24 protein-coding genes are annotated in these 20,975 nt (G+C 66.5%); 7 read left to right on the plus strand and 17 right to left on the minus strand.

Annotated elements, in window-relative coordinates; all coding sequences use genetic code 11:
* Nucleotides 1–64: 64 nt before the first annotated feature.
* From AC5RWA_RS00430 to AC5RWA_RS00465, 8 genes are all read right to left on the minus strand, one after another.
* Nucleotides 65–1,093 carry a LacI family DNA-binding transcriptional regulator gene (locus AC5RWA_RS00430; protein ID WP_494056127.1) on the minus strand — a complete coding sequence of 343 codons (1,029 nt, stop codon included), beginning with the start codon at nucleotides 1,091–1,093 and terminating at the stop codon, nucleotides 65–67.
* Nucleotides 1,094–1,197: 104 nt separating this feature from the next.
* Nucleotides 1,198–2,043: a CPBP family glutamic-type intramembrane protease gene (locus tag AC5RWA_RS00435; RefSeq protein ID WP_494056128.1), complete on the minus strand. Its 846-nt coding sequence runs from the start codon at nucleotides 2,041–2,043 to the stop codon at nucleotides 1,198–1,200.
* 84 nt (nucleotides 2,044–2,127) lie between these two features.
* Complete coding sequence (locus AC5RWA_RS00440) at nucleotides 2,128–3,072, minus strand: tetratricopeptide repeat protein (protein ID WP_494056129.1); 945 nt, start codon at nucleotides 3,070–3,072, stop codon at nucleotides 2,128–2,130.
* A gap of 110 nt (nucleotides 3,073–3,182) precedes the next feature.
* A complete protein-coding gene (locus AC5RWA_RS00445) occupies nucleotides 3,183–3,380 on the minus strand; it encodes a hypothetical protein (RefSeq protein ID WP_115523869.1) in 198 nt (65 codons plus the stop codon).
* 191 nt (nucleotides 3,381–3,571) lie between these two features.
* Entirely contained in the window at nucleotides 3,572–3,754 is a 183-nt protein-coding gene (locus AC5RWA_RS00450) for a hypothetical protein (RefSeq protein ID WP_494056130.1), read from the minus strand.
* Nucleotides 3,755–3,943: 189 nt separating this feature from the next.
* A complete protein-coding gene (locus AC5RWA_RS00455; protein ID WP_494056131.1) occupies nucleotides 3,944–4,804 on the minus strand; it encodes an ABC transporter ATP-binding protein in 861 nt (286 codons plus the stop codon).
* Nucleotides 4,801–5,901: a FecCD family ABC transporter permease gene (locus tag AC5RWA_RS00460; RefSeq protein WP_494056132.1), complete on the minus strand. Its 1,101-nt coding sequence runs from the start codon at nucleotides 5,899–5,901 to the stop codon at nucleotides 4,801–4,803. The genes AC5RWA_RS00455 and AC5RWA_RS00460 overlap by 4 nt, the downstream gene beginning before the upstream one ends.
* Nucleotides 5,898–6,974, minus strand: coding sequence for a FecCD family ABC transporter permease (locus AC5RWA_RS00465; protein ID WP_494056133.1), 1,077 nt, complete (start codon nucleotides 6,972–6,974; stop codon nucleotides 5,898–5,900). Before AC5RWA_RS00465 ends, AC5RWA_RS00460 begins: the two co-directional genes overlap by 4 nt.
* Before the next feature lie 126 nt (nucleotides 6,975–7,100).
* On the opposite strand from AC5RWA_RS00465, the gene AC5RWA_RS00470 reads away from it, so the two are divergent.
* Nucleotides 7,101–8,108 (plus strand): ABC transporter substrate-binding protein, encoded by a 1,008-nt coding sequence (locus tag AC5RWA_RS00470; protein WP_494056134.1) that lies wholly within the window; start codon nucleotides 7,101–7,103, stop codon nucleotides 8,106–8,108.
* A gap of 8 nt (nucleotides 8,109–8,116) precedes the next feature.
* The gene (locus tag AC5RWA_RS00475) at nucleotides 8,117–9,034 is read left to right on the plus strand and encodes a siderophore-interacting protein (protein ID WP_494056135.1); all 918 of its coding nucleotides are present in this window, start codon (nucleotides 8,117–8,119) and stop codon (nucleotides 9,032–9,034) included.
* Between the two features lie 3 nt (nucleotides 9,035–9,037).
* On the opposite strand, the gene AC5RWA_RS00480 is transcribed toward AC5RWA_RS00475, so the two are convergent.
* The 5 genes from AC5RWA_RS00480 to AC5RWA_RS00500 all read right to left on the minus strand — a co-directional run bounded on the left by AC5RWA_RS00480 (nucleotide 9,038) and on the right by AC5RWA_RS00500 (nucleotide 12,033).
* Nucleotides 9,038–9,805, minus strand: coding sequence for a GAF and ANTAR domain-containing protein (locus AC5RWA_RS00480; RefSeq protein WP_494056136.1), 768 nt, complete (start codon nucleotides 9,803–9,805; stop codon nucleotides 9,038–9,040).
* Nucleotides 9,802–10,053, minus strand: coding sequence for a hypothetical protein (locus AC5RWA_RS00485; RefSeq protein WP_079595045.1), 252 nt, complete (start codon nucleotides 10,051–10,053; stop codon nucleotides 9,802–9,804). The genes AC5RWA_RS00480 and AC5RWA_RS00485 overlap by 4 nt, the downstream gene beginning before the upstream one ends.
* A gap of 2 nt (nucleotides 10,054–10,055) precedes the next feature.
* Complete coding sequence (locus tag AC5RWA_RS00490; RefSeq protein ID WP_275727130.1) at nucleotides 10,056–10,784, minus strand: GAF and ANTAR domain-containing protein; 729 nt, start codon at nucleotides 10,782–10,784, stop codon at nucleotides 10,056–10,058.
* A 184-nt stretch (nucleotides 10,785–10,968) separates the two neighbouring features.
* Nucleotides 10,969–11,304, minus strand: a complete 336-nt coding sequence (locus AC5RWA_RS00495; RefSeq protein ID WP_494056137.1) for a hypothetical protein — start codon at nucleotides 11,302–11,304, stop codon at nucleotides 10,969–10,971.
* 9 nt (nucleotides 11,305–11,313) lie between these two features.
* Nucleotides 11,314–12,033 (minus strand): GAF and ANTAR domain-containing protein, encoded by a 720-nt coding sequence (locus AC5RWA_RS00500; RefSeq protein WP_494056138.1) that lies wholly within the window; start codon nucleotides 12,031–12,033, stop codon nucleotides 11,314–11,316.
* A gap of 71 nt (nucleotides 12,034–12,104) precedes the next feature.
* Between AC5RWA_RS00500 and AC5RWA_RS00505 the strand changes: the two genes are divergently transcribed.
* Nucleotides 12,105–12,839: a GAF and ANTAR domain-containing protein gene (locus AC5RWA_RS00505; RefSeq protein WP_079595041.1), complete on the plus strand. Its 735-nt coding sequence runs from the start codon at nucleotides 12,105–12,107 to the stop codon at nucleotides 12,837–12,839.
* Between the two features lie 26 nt (nucleotides 12,840–12,865).
* On the opposite strand, the gene AC5RWA_RS00510 is transcribed toward AC5RWA_RS00505, so the two are convergent.
* Nucleotides 12,866–13,603: a Type 1 glutamine amidotransferase-like domain-containing protein gene (locus AC5RWA_RS00510; RefSeq protein ID WP_494056139.1), complete on the minus strand. Its 738-nt coding sequence runs from the start codon at nucleotides 13,601–13,603 to the stop codon at nucleotides 12,866–12,868.
* Nucleotides 13,604–13,657: 54 nt separating this feature from the next.
* Between AC5RWA_RS00510 and AC5RWA_RS00515 the strand changes: the two genes are divergently transcribed.
* Nucleotides 13,658–13,990 (plus strand): ArsR/SmtB family transcription factor, encoded by a 333-nt coding sequence (locus AC5RWA_RS00515; RefSeq protein WP_494056140.1) that lies wholly within the window; start codon nucleotides 13,658–13,660, stop codon nucleotides 13,988–13,990.
* Nucleotides 13,991–14,004: 14 nt separating this feature from the next.
* On the plus strand, nucleotides 14,005–14,502 hold the full coding sequence (locus AC5RWA_RS00520; protein WP_115523878.1) for an SRPBCC family protein: 498 nt from the start codon (nucleotides 14,005–14,007) through the stop codon (nucleotides 14,500–14,502).
* A gap of 105 nt (nucleotides 14,503–14,607) precedes the next feature.
* Here AC5RWA_RS00520 and AC5RWA_RS00525 read toward each other — a convergent pair whose 3' ends face one another.
* Nucleotides 14,608–15,126, minus strand: a complete 519-nt coding sequence (locus tag AC5RWA_RS00525; protein WP_494056141.1) for a PaaI family thioesterase — start codon at nucleotides 15,124–15,126, stop codon at nucleotides 14,608–14,610.
* A 68-nt stretch (nucleotides 15,127–15,194) separates the two neighbouring features.
* Nucleotides 15,195–17,552: a beta-galactosidase gene (locus AC5RWA_RS00530; protein WP_494056142.1), complete on the minus strand. Its 2,358-nt coding sequence runs from the start codon at nucleotides 17,550–17,552 to the stop codon at nucleotides 15,195–15,197.
* Between the two features lie 124 nt (nucleotides 17,553–17,676).
* Here AC5RWA_RS00530 and AC5RWA_RS00535 point away from each other — a divergent pair, with 124 nt between their 5' ends.
* Nucleotides 17,677–18,273, plus strand: a complete 597-nt coding sequence (locus tag AC5RWA_RS00535; protein WP_494056143.1) for a DnaJ family domain-containing protein — start codon at nucleotides 17,677–17,679, stop codon at nucleotides 18,271–18,273.
* 64 nt (nucleotides 18,274–18,337) lie between these two features.
* On the opposite strand, the gene AC5RWA_RS00540 is transcribed toward AC5RWA_RS00535, so the two are convergent.
* A complete protein-coding gene (locus AC5RWA_RS00540; protein WP_494056144.1) occupies nucleotides 18,338–18,871 on the minus strand; it encodes a GNAT family N-acetyltransferase in 534 nt (177 codons plus the stop codon).
* 524 nt (nucleotides 18,872–19,395) lie between these two features.
* Between AC5RWA_RS00540 and AC5RWA_RS00545 the strand changes: the two genes are divergently transcribed.
* Complete coding sequence (locus tag AC5RWA_RS00545) at nucleotides 19,396–20,949, plus strand: HNH endonuclease (RefSeq protein ID WP_494056679.1); 1,554 nt, start codon at nucleotides 19,396–19,398, stop codon at nucleotides 20,947–20,949.
* Nucleotides 20,950–20,975: the final 26 nt, after the last annotated feature.

A 20,975-nucleotide genomic window follows, 5' to 3' on the forward strand; every position in this document is an offset into this window, starting at 1 on the left:
AGTGTCAGTTCCCAGTATGGTCCTGGATTCCCGGGTTACGGTTCCCCGGCACTGGTTCCCGGGGTCAGCCGCGGACCGGCCCTGTTGATTCCCGGTAGATCAGTTCCATGGGCGGAAGCACCAGGGGGTTGGCGGGTGGCTGTTCGCCGCGGATCCGTGCCGTCAGCTCGGCCATGCTCCGTGCACCGAGTGCCTCAAGATCCATGTGCACCGTGGACAGGGACGGTATGTGGAATTTCGATTCCGGAGTGTCGTCCCAGCCAAACACGCTGACATGGTCCGGGACGGAGATGCCCCGATCGTGCAATGCACGGATGACGCCGATGGCCATCTGATCGTTCGCCACCACCACCGCGGTGACGTCCGTTGCGGCAGCCACCTCGAGTCCAGCCTCGTAACCGGACGAGGCCGACCAGTCACCTGCGCTGATGCCCAGGGAGTTGAGTCCCAGTGCCCTGACGGTGTCCTCGTACACCGCCCGGCGGTTGTGCGCCGAAGGCCAGCCGGCAGGACCTGCCACGTGGAAAAAGTTGCGGTGCCCCAGCGACGCCAGGTGTTCCACGATGCCGGCCGCGGCTGTGCCGTCGGCGATGCTGCCGAGCGCGCGCATCTGGTTGTCGTATTCCCCGGCCACCACCAATGGAACACGGGAGGCTTGGCCGGCAGCGGCGGCCTGCGGCTGGGGAACGAAGGAAAGGATGCCGGCAATGTCGTCGCCCGCCAGGAGGGTGTGAAGCTGACGGCTGCGTGCTTCTTCTGTTCCCTCCATGGCCACCACGTCCACCCGGTAGCCGGCGGCATGGGCCGCGGCAGCCGCGCCATTGAGCATCCTTGCGGGGAAGTACAGGGACGCCTCGGGGACCACGACCACCACCCGGTACAGCTCCCGCGACCGCAATGACCGGGCAGCCAGGTTAGGGGTGTAGCTCAGTTCGGCGAGGGCCTTTTCCACCCGTTCCAGGGTGCTCGGCTTGAGCGCGTTTTTGTCCTTCAGGTAGCGGGAGACAGTCTGGTGGGAAACACCGGCCAGCGCCGCGACGTCGTAAATCGTCGCCGCCTTGGGCCTGTCCCGGCCAACTGCTTCCTGCACCATTTGCTTCCTGCATCATCTATGGCGGCTCGCCGCTGCATGCCGGCGGCCGCGCCGTTCCGACGGACGGATCCGGGCTCCAGCCTAGTCCCTCATGCGGAACAGGATCAGTAGAGGAAGATGTCGATCCACGCGCGGTTGTGGGCGTGGATCAGCACCAGGAACAGCACGAAGTCGAACAGCAGGTGCACGCTGACGATGTAGGAGAGGGACTTCGTCACCGTGAACAGCCGGGCCTGGAGCAGGGCGAACGGGAAGATGAAGAACGGCGCCCACGCATGGAAGCCGAGTTCCCACAGGAAGGATGTGAAGAGCACGGCCTGCAGCAGGTTGGCCTGCCAGTCGGGGAGGTGCCGGCGGAAGAGTGTGAAAGCCGTGCAGATGAAGAACAGCTCATCCCAGATGCCCAGCACGTTGGTGCCGAGGAAGAGCCTGGCTATCCCGTCCACGTCACTGACGGCGGGCCAGTTGTTATAGACGCCGGTGCGGATCATGTAGACCGGCATCAGGGCGTACCCGATCACCAGGACGGCGGGCAGGTACCACTTCTCGGCGCGGGTCCATGGCTGCCCGCTCCTGATGGGGAAACGGATGGCATGGTCCCTGGTGATGAAGCGCGACACGGCATACGGGATGCCCACGGCCAGGATCATCGCCGTTCCCATCACCGCCATGTGCTCGGTGCTGATGTCCGTGGTGATGGGGACCAGGCTCATGGCGGTCAGCCCCACCGCGATCAGCGCCAGGTCGACCAGGAGGCGCCTGTTTAGGAAGCCCGCCAGGCCAAGGGCCACCGCCAGGAGGAGGAATCCGGAGAGCCGGTCCTCCCGAACAAAGAGCAGGAACCCCGACGCCGATACAAGGGCTGCGGGGATGACGGCCAGTGCCGTGCGGGCCGGTTTCCCTGCTTCCGGCCCCAGAAGATCGGCTTGCGCCGGTGATTGCTGCCTCATCACGTCCCTATGCTTGCAGTGGCGCTTCCGGTGTGATGCCAGTTTACTTGCGGCCCGGAAGCGAAACGAGGGCGGGACACCCCGTCACCACAGCAGCGTAAGGTCCAGGTCCACCGCAGGCCGGGAGCCGGTCCAGGCCTGCAGGATCCCGCTCAGCTCATGTTCGTGGCCGGCCAGCCCCAGCCGGGCGGTGTCCGACGGCGCCGGGTCATGATGGTGTCCCTCCTCGGGAGTTCCGTGCGAGCACTCCGAGCACATGAGGCGCATCCCGGACCAGTCATCCAGGCCCAGTCCCCGCTGTTCCAGCTGGTCGGACAACTCCTGGAGGTCGTCCGTGGTGGCTCCGGTAACCCTGGCTTCCCAGGTGGGCAGGCCCGAGTCCTCGAGCCGTTTGAGCTGGTCGAACACCGCGACGTCCTGTCCGCCGAGCCGGCGGAATCCCTTCGGCTCGCCATCGTGCAGGAGGACATCCCTGCACCTGTGCCCGGATTCCGGGAGCGGGACATTCGCGATGACGGCATGGGCCGGGCTTCGCCGCCAGCACCAGACCACCTCGGCGGCTCCGGCCGACGGCGGGACCTGGTGGGGGAGGGACGGCTGGTCCGGGTTCAGCCGGATGGGCACCATGCCAAAATTTTCGTCGATGGGTTCAAAGCCGCTTCCCAGGCCCTGGACGCCGTAGGCCGTCCATGCCCGCCGGGCGGTTGCCCAGTCGCCCAGCGCTGTAGCCGCAATGCCCAGGTTCCACGCTGCCGGATTAACGCCGTCGAACTCCTCAGCGTCCCGCGACGAAAAAAGGTCAACTGCACGCGCATTGCGTTCCAGGCTCTGCGCCCACTCACCCTGTGCCTTTGAGAGGAGTCCGGCATGGAACCAGGCGTCGAAGGAATCCGGGACCAGCCGGAGCATCTCGGAGGCAAGCTGCGCTGCCCTCTTCGCATCCCCGGCCTCATCCGCAGCTGTCCAGTCAGACCACACCTCCGTGGGTCCGCGCCGGCTGCCGAATCCAGTCCATCTGCTTGCCGTCACCCGTCCAGTATGCGGCCCGCCCCTTGCGGGCACCATGGCGGATTAAACGGAAACGGCCGACGGCGGGAGGTCCCGCCGTCGGCCGCTTCCGTGGAGCAGAGGCTGGCTGCCTAGGCGTTCGCCAGGGCCCGGTCCTCGCCGCGCAGGCTAAGGGTGAAGGTGTTGGGGCCGCTGCAGGTGACGGCGACGCGGCAGGTGGTGGTGTTGTGCCGTGCCGAGAGGTCACTGACTGCGGAGTCGAGCGTGTGGTGGAGAGTGGCCTTGTCCCAGATTTTGAGGGTCACGGAATCAGTGGCATCGAACGTCATTATTCAACTTCCATTTCTTGTGGTCTGGCGGCCCGGGGTGTCCGGCCGTGTCCTCGTCGGTGAGGACAAGCAATTGGGAAAGCGCGTTCCCGTCTTTCCATGGTGCATGGTCCCGAGGGAAGAGTGCAACCCATTTCGGGCGATGTGACCAAGCACACCGGCGAGGGTTCGCTCGGGGGATTTGGCGGAGGTTAGGCAGCGCCGCTGTTCAGGCTGAGCATGAAGGTGTTGGGGCCGCTGCAGGTGACAGCGATGCTGCCCTTGGTGGTGTTGTGGCGGGTGGAGAGATCCTCGACGAGCGCATCCAGCGTGTGGTCCATGGTGGAGCGGTCCCAGATCTTGAGCGTCACGGATTCGGCAGCTTCAAACGTCATTGTTCAGTACTTCCTTGTTTCGGTCCGGCCGGGCCGGGGAAATGGCCTGCTCACGCCCTGCGGCGTCGGCGGCCCCCAAGGGCAACCGGTGGGCCTCATTGCGTCACCAGGATGGATAGGGCTGGAAGTGTCCAACCCTGCCCTTCCATGGTGCACAAACCGAAACGGCACTCTCAACCAAATCGCCTTTTATTGCGAGTGAATCGCATCACGTCTGACCAGGGGCACAGTGTCGGCCGCCGGGGCCCCTACTGTTCCCAGCGGGATGACGTGCGGGCGGCCCTCCGTGGGTTCCGGCACCACGTGGGCGTCCAGGCCAAATACATCCAGCAGCCGCTCGGAGGTGATGACCTTGGCCGGGGTGCCCTGCGCCACGATGGCACCGTCCTTCATGGCCACGATGTGGTCCGAGTACCGGGCCGCGAGCGAGATGTCGTGCAGCACCATCACCACGGTCCGGTGGTGTTCGCGGTTCAACCGGCGGACGAGTTCCAGCACGTCAACCTGGTGGGCCAGGTCCAGGTAGGTGGTGGGTTCATCCAGCAGCAGGATTCCCGTCTCCTGGGCCAGGGTCATGGAAATCCAGGCCCGCTGGCGCTGCCCGCCGGAGAGGTCCTCCAGGGGCGTATCGGCGAGGTCCAGGATGTCTGTGGCTTCCAGTGCGGACTCCACCACCAATTCGTCGGAGGCGGAAAACTGCTGGTACCACTTCTGCCGCGGGTGCCGGCCCCGCGAAACGAGGTCCGCCACCGTGAGTCCCGACGGCGCCGTGGGCGTCTGCGGCAGCACGCTGATGCGGGTGGCGATATGGCGGGTGGAATGCTGGCGCAGGGGTGCGCCGTCGAGGAAAACCTCGCCGGACCTGGGGCTGAGCAGCCGGCCCAGGCCCCTCAGCAGCGTTGACTTTCCGCATCCGTTGGGCCCGATGATCGACGTTACCCGGGCATTGGGAATGGTCAGCGAGAGCCCGCTGATGATGTTGCCGCCGTCGTAGCCAAGGCTGAGGTCCTGGGCCCGGAGGCCCTCCTGCTGCTCCAAGGACGTGTTCAACTCAGCCTCCGCTGGTATTTGAGGATCAGGTGGATCAGGAACGGTGCCCCCAGCACGGCCGTGGCCACGCCTACCGGCAAGGGGGCAGCAAGGGCATTGGCGGACAGGGTGTCGGCCAGCAGCACGAAAATCGCGCCCACCAGCGCGGATACTCCCACGGAGGGAATCACCGTGGAGGTCAGGGCCCGGGCAATCCGCGGGCTGGCCAGCGCAACGAACGCCACCGGACCAGCAGTCACCGTGGCCACGGACGCCAGGAGGACGGCGAGCGCCAGGACTATCAGGCGGACGGCACCTATCCGGGTGCCAAGCCCGACGGCGGTGTCCTCGCCCAGGCTGGTCAGCAGCAGCCAGCGTCCGGTGGCCATGGCGGCAAGGAGCAGCACGGCAGCGCTGAGCGCCATGGGCTGCACGGTCTCCCAGTCTTTTCCGTTCAGTGAACCCATCATCCAGGTCAGCGCCTGGGCTGCGCTGGTCACGTCGCCCAGGGTGAGGATCCAGGTGGTCAGGCTCGCGGCGAGTCCGGAGATGCCCAGGCCGGCCAGCACCAGCCGGTAGCTGTCCAGGCCCCGCCGGTAGGACAGCAGGTACACGGCCACGCCGCTGAGGATGCCCGCGGTGAACGCCGCAGCGGGCATGCCCACGGTCGCCGCGAGGCCGCTGAGCCCAGCGTGGCCCCCGCCGGCAATCACCAGCACGCTGACAGCCCCCAGTGACGCGCCTGCCGTCACCCCCAGCAGGTCGGGGCTCGCGAGGGGATTGCGCGCCACGGTCTGGGTGATGGCTCCTGCCGCAGCGAGGGATGCACCGACCACGACCGCGGCCACCATCCTGGGTGCGCGGAACTCCGTGACGGCCAGGTGGATCCTCGTATTGGACTCGTCGCCCAGCAGCGCCCTGAGGACGTCCGGGTAGGCCATGGGGGTGCCGCCGAAAGCGACGTGCAGGGCCATGGCCGCCACCGCTGCCAGGATCAGCAGCGAGGCCACCACCATCACGCGGACGTTGAGCCGGATGGATACCGGGCCGACGCGCAGCGCCCTGATTTTTGTGGCACCCGGGCTGGCCTGCAGCCGGGTTCTCTGGAGAACTGTCATAGCGTTGCCAGCCTCCGGCGCCGGGCGAGGTACACAAAGAAAGGTGCTCCCACCACTGCCAGGACCACGGCGACGGACAGTTCGCCGGGCCGGGCAATAAGGCGGCCGGCGGTATCGGCGAGGAGCACGACGGTTGCCCCGGTAAAGAGCGAGAGCGGCACCAGCCAGCGGTAGTCCGGCCCGGTGATGGCACGGGTGATGTGCGGGACCAGCAGTCCGGCGAAGGCGATGGGGCCTGCCAGGGTTACAGCGGTTCCTGCCAGGAGCGTGACAGCGCCGATGCCCACGGCCCGCGCCCGCAGTACTGAAATACCCAGGGAAACAGCGGCGTCCGAGCCCAGCGCAAGGGCGTTCAAGGCCCGGATGTTGAGCAGGGCCAGCACAACGCCGGCGGCGATGAAGGGCCAGACCAGCTCCAGGACCCCGGTCCGTCCCGCCAGCGAACCCACCTGCCAGAACCGCAGGGTGTCCAAGGCTTGGTCATTGAGGAGGACAATTCCTGCCACCAGCCCTGAGCACAAAGCGGTCACCGCCGCTCCAGCCAGGACCAGTGTGACCGGGGTGGCACCGTACCGGGCTGCCGATCCGATCATGAACACCACGACACTGGCAACGAGTGCCCCGGCAAAGGCCAGCGCCGCCTGGGTCAGGGCTGGAAGGTCGCCGGCCAGGGCGGTGGCAGCCACGATAGCCAACGCCGCGCCCTGGTTGATGCCGAGCAGGCCGGGGTCCGCTACCGGGTTCCGGGTATGGCCCTGCACCAGGGTTCCTGCCAGGCCCAGGCAGATCCCGGCGCAGATTCCCAGGACTGTGCGGGGCCAACGCAGCTCGCGAATGGTCACGTCCATGACGTTGCCCGTGGGGGTGAACACCGCGTGCCAGGCCTCCTGGAGGGAAGACGGTTGCCCTCCGATGCAGATGCTGAGCACGCAGGCGGCAAACAGTGCCAGGGCCGATACCAGCAGCCAAACCATGCGGTTCCGCGGCGCCCTCCGCCGTGGTGCCGGCGCAGCGACCAGCGCCGGGTCCGTCCGGGCCACATCCGGAGACGGCTCTGCGTTCAGGGTTTTCACATGGGACCTTCTATTACGTCACGGGTTTGTGAGCTAATCCGCCAAATCCTGCTACAGTCTACGGCAGGCGCAGGTAAGCCTTACCTAATGCGTCGCATCCCCGCATCGTTTGTGAAGGCATTCCCCGTGAAAATTCGCATTGTCCAGCAGTTCACCGCTGCTGCCGCCGGCCTGGTACTCCTGGCCACCGCGGCCTGCGGCTCCCCGGCCGCCACCACCAGTGACACCACTTCCGCCGCTCCCGAAGCAGCAGGATTTCCGCTGACCATGGAACACACCATGGGTTCAACCAGCATCGAAACGGTCCCCAAGCGCGTTGTTGCGCTGGACCCCAGCTACATCGATGCCGCCCTGCTGCTCGAGGCTGACCTGGTGGGTTACGTGCAGTACCGGCAGGACCCCAACGCTCCGTTCGCCCCTTACCTCGGCGATGTAGCCGATGCCACCAAGGATTCGGTGAACGTCGGCACCCTGGCCGAGCCCAACCTGGAAAAGATCCTGGAACTGCAGCCGGACCTGATCGTGTCGGCGAAAGTCCGCCACGAGGCCCTGTACTCGCAGCTGTCCAAGATCGCGCCCACCATTTTCTCCGTGAGCACCGGACCCACCTGGAAGGAAAACGTCGTTTTCCTGGGCGAGGCGCTGGGCAAGAAGGCCAAGGCCGAGGAACTGGTCAAGGCCTACGAGGACCGCGCCGCGAAGGTGGGAGCCGAGATCCTGGCCAAGAAGCCGGACGCAACCTACTCCCTCATCCGTTTCACCGGCGGCGACACCGCGCGGCTGTACTCCTCGAACTCCTTCATTGGCGAGATCATGGCGGACATGAACATTCCGCGCCCCAAGGACCAGCCGGACAGCGAGAAGGAGATCTTCGTACCGCTGTCCGCCGAGCAGATCCTCCAGGGCGACGCCGGACTGGTGATGGTCAGCGCCTTCACCCCGGCCGGAGCCGAAGGTGACAAGGCCCGCGCGCAGCAGGAAGCGTTCCAGTCGAACCCGTTGTGGGAGCGGCTCCAGGGCGAGGTCATTAACGTTGACGACGCCACGTTCCTGGCTTCGGTCAGTATTCAGGGCGCCCACGCTGTGATCACTGACCTGGCCAAGCACTACGGCGTGGATCCGCAGCTGCCGTAATGCCCCTGATGGCTGCCGCAACCCTGGTTTCCCGGCACCCCGTGCGGGTGTTCGAGGCCGTGGTGTCGGAAGTGCGGGACCTGAGCCCGCGCTTCCGCCGCATCACGTTCACCGGTCCGGCGCTGCAGGCGTTCGGGGTGCCCGGACCTACCCTGGACCTCCGCATCAAGCTGCTGCTGCCCACCCCCGGCCATGACCTCCAACCGCCGGGCACGCCCGGCGGACTCCTGCAGGCGGGGTGGTACCAGGACTGGCTCCGGCAGGAGCAACCCGGCCGCGGCTCCATCCGCAGCTACACCGTCCGGGCCCTGCGGCATGCGCCTGCGGGTCCGGAACTCGATATCGACTTTGTGCTGCATCAGCGACCCGGCCACCATGCAGGGCCGGGATCGCGGTGGGCGCAGGAGGCGGAGGCCGGCTGCCGGGCGTGGTTTGTGGGCCCGGACGCCACTGCGGTGACCCCCGCCACGCCTTTACCCGAAGCGGGGATCAACTGGAAGCCGGGCAGCGCGGAGCACGTCCTCCTGGCCGGTGACGAAACGGCGGTCCCCGCCATCAGTTCCATCCTCGAAACGCTTCCGCCCCACATCGGCGGGCACGCTTTCCTGGAAGTCCCCGAAGCCGCGGACGTCCTTCCCCTGGCCACGCGCAGCGGCGTACGGATCACCTGGCTGAACCGCGGCGGCGGCGCGGCACCACGCGGCCTCCGCCTGGAGCAGGCGGTCCACGCCGTCGTCGAACGCAACGGAGGCTGGCGCTCCACGTATGCGTGGGTGGGCGCTGAAGCCGGGACGGTCAGGACCCTTCGCCGCTGCCTGGTGGCTGCCGGCGTGGATCCGAAATCCTCGGAATTCCGGGGCTATTGGAGCCTGGGGAAAGCAGGTTCCGGGGCCAACGGTGTGCCGGTCACAGCTCCGGGCTCCTAGCAGTCACACGTCGAAGTGGGTGGAAATCTGTTTCTCCCCGGAGATGGACGCGATCACGGATGCCGCCACGTCGCGGAGCTTGGTGTTGCGCGTGCTGGACGCTTTGGTCAGGATGGCAAACGCTGTGTCCCGGGTGCACCTGTTCTCGGCCATGATGGCGCCCACGGCCATATCAATCACGGTGCGTGACTGCATCGCCGCGGCCAGATCATTCCTGGCCTCGCTGAGCTGGGTGATGCGCAGGACCAGCCGCAGCGAGCTTGCCGCCTGGTGAGCGAAGGCCTCCACGGTGGCGATGTCGTCACCGGAGAAACCGTTACTGCAGCCTGAATAAAGGTTAAGTACCGCCTCGGCTTCACCGGCAAGGTCCAGGGGCACGGCAAGGATGGATGACACCCCTTTTCCCGCAGCCGCCCGGACGTACGGCGCCCACCGCCGCTCGGCGGTGAGGTCCGGCACCAGTACGGTGGCTTTGCTCCGGAGGGCGGTAAGGCACGGGCCGTCTCCGAATCCGTTTTGCATCTCGTCAAGGGCGTGCGCCACGGCGTCGCTGGACGCAACCGCTTCCGGCCGCTTGTGCCGAAGCACCGTGACGCCGCCGTGGATGCGGTTGCCGGGAACGGACAGCCGGGACGCGGCCAGGACGGCCAGTTCAACCAGGAAATCCCGGATGTCAGGGCTTTGCAGGACCATTTCCTGCAGCGTCAGCTCCGTGTCCGCCAAAGACTCTGCGGCCCGTGACCCTTCAGGTGAGATGTGGTGGTCCTTCACTCGGTATCACCTTCCGTCATTTCGGCCATCGCCGTGGTGATGAGCCCAACCTGCGCGGCCGGGAGGTCCAGCGCCTCATTGAGGTACGCGTCCAGGGACACCTCATCGATGTCCCCGCCGATCCCGTAGTAGTACGTCCACAGCTTGACCAGCGGGAGCTCCGTGTCCCGGAAACGTTGCGCTGCTCCCCGCCGCTGTTCCGCGGCGTCATTCAGTTCTTCAGGTCCTCCGGTCCCCTCAGAATACATTCCTACCCTCCATCCAGCCGGGCCGCGGAGAAGCTGCCTCCGTCAACAATGTCGGTCGCAATCTGCTGGATCCTGCGGTTGCTTGACACAGCGGCGAGCTGGAGCAGCTCCAGCGCACCGTCCCGTCCGCCGCGGTGCTGGAGCATGATGAGGGCAATGGCTGCGTCAACTACGGCGCGGGACTTCAGCGCGCTGCGGAGGTGTTCCGGATAGGCCTGCGGCGCGTGCAGCCGGAGGGCCAGGCGGAGGATGCGGGACATCGATGCCGCGTGCGTTTCCAGGAGGCTGACGGTCTCTTCGTCGAATGCGTGGGCCTTCCGGGCGTAGCAGTTCAACGCCGCGCGTGAGGAGCCGTCAGTGCGGATGGGCACGGCAAGCATGGCTTGCACGCCCTCGCTGAGGGCGGCCTGCGCATACTTTCCCCACCGCTGGTCGGTGGCCATGTCCTCAACCAGCACGGCACTCTGCTGCCGGACGGCTGTGAGGCATGGTCCGGCGTCGGCCGCGTACTGCCTCTCGTCCAGCCGCCGGCCCAGTTCACTGCTGCTGGACATCGTGGAGGGGGCGCCGTTGCGCTCTACCGTGATAGTGCAGAACACCGTACGCGTGTCCGCGCCCAGCAATGTTGCGGACATGGTGGCGAGGCCCAGGAGGAAGTCGGAAAATTCGGCGCTTTCGAGCAGCAGGTCCTGATATTCATCGGAGGTAGTCAGTGCATCGCTGCCGGCCATGAGGCCTCGATCCCTAGTTGCGCCTTGCTGTCACCCTGGCTGTCGGCCCCTGCGCTCATTGCATTCCGGCCCGTGTATTCAACCTCCGGATCCTGTTGCTATCCCGAAATTTCCTACTTCCGACACTACGCCCCTGCCGGGGTTTCGGATACGGCAGGAGGAACCCCTCCCGGGCAGCGCGGCTTTATTCGTCTGGCCCGGCAGTACGTCCGTCGGCGCTCCCGCCGGTGCGCTCGTCCCGGCTTTCGGTAACCTCGGGTTCAGGCGCGAAATCGTCCGAGTAGGGGGCCCGCGGCCGGGGGAGTTCATCGATCAGTTCGTTGGCGGAGAGGGCCAGCAGGTCGCGCTGGACCGGCGGCAGCGAGAGAAGCCCCTGAAGGTATGCCTCCACTTCATACTCGCCGGCGTCTCCGGCCATGCTGAAGTACTTCAGCCAGAGCTCGGACACCGTGATGTCTGCGGCCCGTATTGCTGCGCGGAGCCGGCGCCGTTGTTCCGGTTCGTTTGGATCGAAGCCCATGGGCGCCGCCTAGTCCCCGGACGCCGGCGTCCCGGCCAGAACGGATTCGCTGACGTTCTGCAAGGTGGTGCGCTCTTCCCGGGCCTGCTTCATCAGCTGCTGCAGCGCGGCTGTGTGCGGAACACCCAGCCGTTCCATCAGGACGCCGCAGGCGCGGTTCACCACGTCCCTGCTGTGCAGCGATGACTGCAGGCCTTCCGTCATCTTCTTCGGAGCCTCGCTCGCCTGGACGTGCGAGAGCAGCGTTGCAGCCGGGGCAGCGAAGAGCTGGAGCAAGTTCAGGCTGGAGGCATCGTAGGTATGAGGGGTTGCCGCATACAGTTTCAGGGCGCCGATGGCTTCCTTGCCGGCCAGGAGCGGAGCACTCACCACAGAATGGATAGGCAGCAGCCTGACCGCATTCCGCCACTCGGGCCACCGCTGGTCGGACTGGACGTCTTCCACCAGCACCGGCTCCTCCGCGGCCCACGCGGTGAGGCACGGGCCCTCGCCGTGTTCGTACTGGGCGGCGTCGGCCTGCTCCACGATTTTGTCCGTGTAGCCGCTGCTGGTGCGGCGGCCACGCGAATCCAGGAGTGAAACACCGGCACCGATGGTTCCTGGCACAGACTCCTTCGCCGCCTGGGCCAGGAGGCGGACCGCCGTCGTCACCTTTTCCTCGGTGAGCAGCAGCCCCTGGATGCGAGCGATCACGGTGCTGAGCTCGTCGAGGGGTAGTTGCTGGGCCATATTCCCAGCATATGCCACCATGTTTTCCCTTACCCGCTGCGGCTGCAGAAGCGCAACAGTAAGATTGCCCCATGTCGAGTTCTGCGGATAACGAGTCTGTGCATCAGCTGCAGGAGATCCTGGTGGGCGCGGAGAGCATCGTTGGATTCCTGGCGGGGCTGTCGGGAATGGCTGCCGCGGCTGTTTCGGAAGCGGCCGATGACCGGATCGAATGTGCCGTCACCCTCAAGCTGAAACGCAGGCCAGCCACAGCAGCGGGCAGCAGTGAACGGGCGGTGGAGCTTGACCATATCGAGCAAAGCATGGGTGATGGCCCCTGCGTAAAGGCGTTGCGCGAGATGTCAGCGGTGATGATCGACGACGTCGCCCAGGATCCACGCTGGCCTGACTATAACCGGGAACTCGCCGAGCGGAACGTGCACAGCACCTTGGGGGTGCCGCTGGAGATCAGCGGCGACGCCAGTGCCGCGCTCAACTTTTTTGCCACCAAGCCCCGGGCTTTCACCGCTGACGTCTATGACAAAGCTGTGGGATTTGCCGCGGCCGCCCACAACACCCTGCACCTCTCCGTCCGGATCAATACTGCCCAGAACCGCGCTGACGACCTTGAGGCGGCACTCGAAAGCAGGACGGCGATCAACCTGGCCTGCGGCGTGATCATGGCCCAGAACCGCTGCTCGCAGGCGGAAGCCATGGAAATCCTCACCAAGGTCTCCAGCAACCGCAACCGGAAGCTGCGCGATGTTGCCCGGGAGCTGATCGAACAGTTGACGGGCGGCGGCGTCCAGACGCACTTCGACGCGTAGCAGCAACGGGGGCATGCCGCCGGACGTCAGGTGGCGCGCAGGACAGCGACGGTGACGGATGCTGCCGCGCCGGTTGCCGCGCTCCGGATATCCCAGCAGTTCCCGGTTCCAATCACCTCGAAATCTTCGGCCCCTGCAGAGGGCAGGACGAGGGCGGTGTTTTCGTCGATGGCGACGGCCCTGTCCACGAGCGGTGCCGCAACGGCAGCGACGGCCCGGCTCAGCGTTCCTGCCTGGGCGGCATGGACATCCACCGTGAACGGGGCCAGCCGCAGGCCGGTCCGGATGTCGAGCTGGTCCAACCCCTCCGAGCACTCCTCGCCGCATACTTCGGTTCCGTCCACGCGGTACCCGCCGATGAGTGCCCTTCCGGGAGCGACCATGGCCCCGGCGGAAAAACCGAGGTACGGGACACCGCTTGCCACCCGACGCGCAATAGAGGCAGCCGCGGCGTTCAGGCCCTCCATATAGGCGGGCGTCAGTCCGCCGCCCACCACCACCGCGTCCACCCCGTCGAAGAGTGCGGGCTCGGCCGGCCCGTCCTGGCCCAGCAGCACCGGCACCACGTTGCAGGCCAGCCGGGCGCGCAATGGTTCCGCGTACTCGGCCAGGCGGCTTTCCGGGTTGCCGCCCCGGTCATGGACCACCACGGCAATCCGGGCAGGTTCCGTCCGCGCAGCGTGGGACACCTCCTGAGCGAACCTGTCAAACACGTCGGGAAAGGCCAGATGGTCCGGCCCGGCGCCGGCAAGGAAAATGCTCATGGGCTTCAACGTACCCATTGACTCCCGCTTCCGCGAGGACTATCGTACAACCAAATGGTTGTAGATCAGCTCCGCGAAACCGAACTTGACCGCCTCTTCCAGGCGTTCGCCGATTCCACCCGCCGGGACATTGTGCGGCGCGTAACGGTCGGCGAATACTCGGTCTCCGGCCTCGCAGCCCTCTACGCCATGAGTTTCGCCGCGGTTCAAAAGCACGTGGCGGTGTTGGAGCGCGCATCCCTGGTCGCCAAGGAGAAGCGCGGAAGGGAGCAGATTGTGCGGGGTAACCATGAAGGCCTGCAGAAAGCCCGCCGGCTGCTCGATGAGTACGAGGCGATCTGGCGGCAGCGTGTTGACCGGATCGCGGACATTCTGGCTGAAGGATAAGGAAGGGTTCTGCAATGTCGGTTATCAGTTCCACCAAGAATCTTGAGGCGCTCAGCTTCACACTCATTGCCGAGTTCGACGCGGACATCCAGCGTGTCTGGCGCCTTTGGGAAGACCCGCGGCAGCTGGAGCGCTGGTGGGGCCCGCCCACCTGGCCGGCCACCTTCGAGGAATTCGACTTCCGGCCGGGCGGGAAGGCCAGCTACTACATGACCGGTCCTGAGGGTGAAAAAGCCCGCGGCTGGTGGCGCTTCAGCACTGTCGAAGGCCCCAAGAGGCTGGCGTTTGACGATGGATTTGCCGATGACAACGGCCAGCCCGTGGATTCCCTGGGAACCACGCACGCCTCCGTCAACCTCGAAGGCGCCGGCGACCGCACCAGGATGACCATCCTCTCCACCTTCGAATCCGAGGAGCAGATGGAACAGATGGTCCAGATGGGCATGGAAGAAGGCATGAAAGAGGCCGTCGGCCAGATCGACGCCATCCTCGCCGAGCACGCCAACGCCTGAGGCTGCCGGCCACACCACAAGGACAGCGAACGACGGCGGGACCTCCCGCCGTCGTTCGTTGTCCTCTTGGTGTGCTGTCCTTGGGTGCATATGCCTCTGCTGCCGCTATTCCTTCGGCGCCGCCACGGCAAAAACCAGCAGGGAGCTCGTGGCGGTGGCCAGGAGTTCGCCGGTTGGCCCCATGATGCGCCCTTCCGCGAAGATGACCCGCGATCCCGTCTTCACCACCGATCCCTCCGCCCGCAGGATGGCGTGCTTGAGGGTGATGGGGCGAAGGTAGCTGACCGAGAGGTCGATGGAGGTGTAGCCGAACCCCGGGGCCAGCGTGCTGTGGGCGGCGCAGCCCACCACGGTATCCAGGAGAGTGCAGGCCAGGCCGCCGTGCACTACACCCAGCGGGTTGTAGTGCGCCTCGGCGGGCCGGCACTCGAACTCCACCCGGCCGGACGCTACGTCCACCAAATCCAGGTTCATGAGTGCGGCCATGGGCGGGCGGGGGATGCTGCCGTCCCGCATGCCGGTGAGGAACTCCAGGCCGGACATCCGCGGCAGGTGTTCCAGCGATATCCGCGGATCGGTCCAGGTGAAGGTCTCCGTGCGCTCCGCTGACCCGCTCGCATCCATGGACTTCTCCTCTTCGACGGCCCGTGCTTGCCCGGGAAACTGCCAACCGTGTCCGGGACAGTGCCAGCTTAGGCGACGCTGTGCCCCGCCTTCTCCTGCCACCCGGTCCACGTGGTCAGCCGGACCGCGTCCAAGGCCAGCAGATCACCGGGTATGGTTTCCCTCCGCTGTTGTGCTTCGGCCGGCAGTCCCACCTTGGCCCGTGGAGATAGCGGGAGGATCTGCAAAGCCACGTCGGCGCCGGGCCTGATGCCGCAGTCTGCACCGCTGACGAGCCAGGGCGAGCCGTCCCAGAACCGGTCCGCCACGGCCACGCCGTCCACCAGGATGCGGGCAACATCGCCGGCCCAGTGGATCTCAAGCTCTGCGTGGGCTTGGGCGAATGCCTCGGCCAGCAGGTCCAGGCTGTACGTCTGCGCCAGTCCGTCGATCACCGCGGGTTCGGGAGCGGCGGCCCGGTTGGCGGCCTCTCCATAGGACACAGGAACCGGGCGGGCAGGGCGCACCAGCCGGGCCTCGATGCTGCGTTCGCGCCGAGGAACGTGGTCCGCGTGCCGGATGTCCACGGGTACGAATGAGCGCGTCCGCGGGTCGTAGCGGTCCACCGCGGGTTCTCCCTGTGACCTTCCAGCCAGCAGCCCGTCGCGGTCCAGCCACAGCGGGTCGGTGGAGAACACCAGGTCGCGGCCGCGGCGGGTGTTCAGGATCCAGGCCTGGTCCGCGAGCCCGGCAGGGAGGAGCAGGACGTCGAGGACGGCGTCCCCTGACTGGGCAGTCAGCACTACGGGTTCGTCGGCTGCGAGGTGCTGTGTGCGGCCCGGTGCGGAGATGGCGGGGCCACTGACCTCGGTGCCCCGGGCGAAGCGGAGCTCCACCGGGACGCCGGCCTCGGCAGCCAGGACCAAGGTTGGTACAGCGCCCGGCGCAGCTTCCAGCACTGTCAACGGGGATGCCGTGGCCCATTCAAGGGTCACACCTGCCACCTCCAGGTTCACCGGCCAGTGGGCGATGGTTCCCGCCGGCACGTCGACAGGTACCTCGGGAAAGGTGACCGGGCTGCCGTCGAGCATTACCTCAAACTGCGCTCCGCGGTAAGTATCGAGCGGGATGTGCGGCTGATGCCACGTGATGAAGAGGAAGCCCGCGGATCCGTCGCTGCGGAGGGCCCACCGAAGGGTGTCGTTGTCGTCGATCCCGGTCGGCAGCACCTCGGGCAGGGTGGACGGCATCTCTGCGAGGCGGTCGCCGAAGGCCGCCAGGAATGCGTGCTGTTTCCGGAGGGCGGCGAAGCTGGGTGCGAGGCGGCCTGATGCTCCGATCGGTGCATGGAAGTCGTAATCGAACCGGGGCAGGTCATTCGGGTACCCCGTGGCCTGCGACTCCTGCAGCCCGTCGGCGGGGTTCATGCCGCCGGCAAACATGTAGTAGCCCTGCCACGCCGAGCCGTTGCCGATCTTGTTGTGCGCCACCGCTGCCACATCGAGCCCCCGCGGCCACGGCCGGCGCTGGTAGGCAGTGGCCATGCCGCCCGCAAGCTCGCAGGTGGCCGGCGGGAACAGGGCCGACGGCGTGCGCGGCGCCTGCGTCCCGCTGCCGGTCCCGAACTGCTCACGAAGGTCGGCGCCGATGCCGGGGTCGTCCCAGACGTGGCTGAAGAGGTAGTGCTCGCGGAACGTAGGATCCCATGGGGAGTCGGCATCCACCCAGAACCCGTCACCGTAACCGCCGAAAAGCGGCAGGACCTCGCCGTCGGGAAGCTCGGCACCACCCCACGCCGTTGCGGTCCAGACCGGGGCGGACAGTCCGGCATTCCGTGCAAGCTTCTTGAGCTCGGTGATGTGCCCGGGCTGGTCGTACAGTTCGTTCTCCAGCTGGATGCCGATCACGTTGCTGCCGGGGCCCATCAGCCCGTCCAGCTCCTGCCCCAGGTAGCCGAACCAGCGCTTCGCCAGCTCAAGGTAGCCGGCATCGTTGGTGCGGTGCTTTACCGGGGCCGCCTGCACCCAGTCCGGGAAGCCGCCGTTGCGGACCTCGCCATGGCACCAGGGGCCCACCCGCAGCACCACGTCCAGCCCTGCCTCGGCGCACAGCCGGACGAACGCGGCGACGTCCAGGCCGCCGTCGAAACTGACCTTTCCCTCCGTGCGCTCGTGGTGGATCCAGAAAATGTAGGATGCCACCACTGTGATGCCGCCGGCTTTCATCAGCCGCAGCCGCTCTTCCCATCGCGCCCGGGGGACCCTGCTGAAGTGGAGTTCACCGGACACCGGAATCACCGGTTTTCCACCGATCTCCACGTAGCGATTGGTGACACGGAACCTTTCGTCTCGGTCCAGCATGTTGCTCATGGCCGGCGAGGTGCGCGGGGAATCCCACGCTTGATGGACGGCGCGGAGGGTGTTGGACGCAGGTGCGGGGTTGGGCATAGGACAGAGTATTGCATAGTTCGGGAAGCGCTTTCCCACATCATGTGCAGGCAGGCGTTGAACCCTGCGGAAGGCTTCGAAATACTTGAAGGAAGGCACTAACCGAGGTAAGGCGGTGGCACGGATGGGCAGCGGGACGGGGGATATCCGGAAGCGGCTGGAGCGCGCCGCCGAGGTCCGGTCCTACCGCGGAGCGGGAATCAGCGCGGAGGAGGAAGCCGCCCTCGACGCCCTGGATGAGAAGGAGCGGGAGAAGCGCCGCAAGGTGAGCGACGCCGCCAGGGCCGAATACCTGGTCCGCGACGCCATGGCGGAGGGGAAGTTCGACAACCTGAAATACGCCGGCAAGCCGATTCCAGGGCTGGGGGAGTCGTACGATCCCGACTGGTGGGTCAAAGGCCTCCTCCAGAGGGAGAACATCAGCGGCCTGGGCCCGCCCGCAATCCTCCTGCGCACCGAGGATGCGGAGCTGGATGCAAAGCTCGATGCCCAGTACACGGAGCAGCAGGTCCGGGACCTCCTGGTGGACTTCAACAGGCGCGTCATCGACGCACGGCGACAGCTCCAGGGCGGCCCGCCGGTCATCACGAAAACACGGGACATTGACGAGGAAGTGGAGCGCTGGCGCCAGCGCCGGGCGTCGCGGGCCGTTAAGGCTGCGCCGGAGTCTCCGGAAGCGCCGCGCTCATGGTGGCAACGGCTGTGGAAAGGGACCGGGTAGGAGCCGTACGACGCCGGTGCTACCCGCCGTCGTCGGTGCGCCTTTCAGAGACGTTCAGTAGCTTTCAGGGGCTTCCAGTCAGTTCAAAAAGCTCGCAGAGTGCGTTGTAATAGCGACCGGTCTGTCCTTGGTGGACCAGCCCGATACGGGAGCACACCTTCTGCGAGGCCGTGTTGGCCGGCGCGGTTACCGCCACAACCTTGGGAAGGCCGCTGTCCATGGCGTAGGCGAGGACGGCTGCGGCGGCCTCCGTTGCATAACCCTGTCCCCAGAAGTCCGGGTGGAAGTGCCAGCCGATTTCCGTGTCCCCGGACGGCTGCAGCGGTAATCGGCCCGACGCCGGGATGGACTTCAGGAGCAGGGTTCCGGCGAGTTGTCCTCCGGCTTTGAGCTGGACCGCCCACACGGCGTGCGCCGGGTGACTCATGTCCCGCCACGCACGGATGCGTTCCTCGGCCTGGGCCCGGTTCGTCATGACCTGCGGCGGGTTGCCGATGAAGCGCTGCACCTCCCAGCGCGAGTAAAGATCCAGCACGAAGTCCGCGTCCTCCGGCTCCCACTGGCGGAGGATCAGCCGCTCCGTTTCGAGGGTCTTCACGCCGCTTATTGTGGCAGAGGGACTGGGCCTTGACCCGGTTTTCCACATAGGAACTTTGGCTCCCGGCAATTGTCACACCCTGCTGGAAGACTTTGTTTATGGAAGCGGTTGAGGCTTTGGCAGGGGTGAGCGGGGCGGGCATTCCCTGTGTGCCGGCTGCTTCTGCTGAGTCGTTGGTTGCTGATGTCCGGTCGGACGACACCGTCCTGGAAGCTATGGCTGGCGTCCCGCTGGGCGTCACTGTTCCGGACGCCCAGGTTGCCGTGCCGCCGGTTGCTGATGTCCGGAACGTCCAGGCTGCTGTGTCGTCGGTCGCTGATGTCCGGGAGGCGCTGGCGGCTGTACCGTCGGTCGCTGACGTCCGGGAGGCTCTGGCTGCCGTGCCGTCGGTCGCTGACGTCCGGGAGGCGCTGGCGGCTGTGCCGTCGGTCGCTGACGTCCAGAAGGCTCTGGCTGCCGTGCCGTCGGTGGCTGATGTCAGGGTTGCCTTGGATGCGGTGCGGGTCTGCGCTGATGGTGCCGGCATGATTGATCAGCTGCGGGAGCTTGAGGATTTGAAGTCTGCCGCGGCTGCGAAGCAGGCCGATATTGCTGTTGCTTTCGACCTGTTCCAGCGCCGGGTCCAAGCTGACGCCGGGGTCCCTGCAGATGAGCAAGGTGCCGACGTCGGCCCCCAGATCGCATTGGCGCGGCGCGAGTCGCCGTCCCGGGGCGGGCGGCTGCTGGGCCTGGCCAAGGCCGGAAAGGAAATGCCGCACACCTTTGCGGCGTTCCGGGCGGGGCAGCTGAATGAATGGCGCGCCATGCTGGTCGTGCGGGAAACAGCCTGCCTTTCCGTGGAAGACCGGCAGGCGGTGGACGAGGAGCTCGCCGCGGACACTGGCACCCTTGACGGGTTCGGGGACCGGGCCATCGTTTCCGCGGTCCGCGCCGCGGCATACCGGCGGGACCCACGATCGGTCGCCAAGCGGTCATCCCACGCCGTGACCGAACGGACCGTGTCGTTGCGTCCGGCGCCGGACACCATGACGTACCTGACCGCGCTGCTGCCCGTCGCCGAGGGTGTGGCCGCGTACGCGTCGCTTACCCGGCATGCTGATACCTTGCGGGCCTCCGGGGATGAACGCTCCAAGGGTCAGATCATGGCAGATTCCCTGGTCGAACGCGTCACTGGCACCCCGGGCGGGATCACCGGGATCGACATCCAGCTCGTCATGACCGACCGCACCCTCTTTCAAGGTGACAGCGAACCCGCCCGACTCACCGGCTACGGCACCGTCCCCGCACAATGGGCACGCGAAACCATCCTGAACAGGACAACCGGCACCGGTTCAGCAGGGATGGCCGCCCCGGACGCTGGTTCTGGTTCTGGCTCTGGTTCTAGCACTGATGCTGGCGTCAGTTCTGGCGCTAATTCTGGTGTCAGGTCTGGCATTGATGCTGGCATCAGTTCTGGCACTGCTGTTGGTTCTGGTTCCGGTTCTCCCGATCAACATGAAGTGTCCGTCTGGCTCCGCAGGCTCTACACAGCCCCCGGCAGCGGCGAGCTGGTCGCGATGGACTCAAAAGCCCGGTTCTTCCCGCCCGGGCTCCGCCGCTTCCTTCAAATACGCGACGACACCTGCCGGACCCCGTACTGCGACGCGCCCATCCGGCATGACGACCACATCATCCCCTGGCACAACGACGGCCTAACCACCGCCGGCAACGGCCAAGGGCTCTGCGAAGCCTGCAACCACACCAAGGAAAACCCCGGCTGGTCCGCCAAACCTATCCCCGGGGGTCGCCACACCGTCGAAACCCAGACACCAACAGGCCACACCTACCGATCGACCGCGCCACCGCTTCCAGGGACTTCACGGAATGTGGCCCCCCGGCCCGAGGCTCCTCACCATCAGGCGCCGCTGCCCCCAGCACCGCGAGACAGAAAAGCGGTGCCCGGCACCCAAGGGAGGACTGGAACTGAGCCGGCCATCCGCCGTCGTACTGTCCACTTCCAGGGCCGGGAACCGGTTCGGCGCCAGGAAGCGATGAAGCACGCCATTCAGGTGCTGGGAAGGGCGGGGCCTTCAGGGTAATGCCGCCACGCGAAGCCGTCGCTCGG

This window comes from Arthrobacter sp. 210 2, from assembly GCF_059093025.1.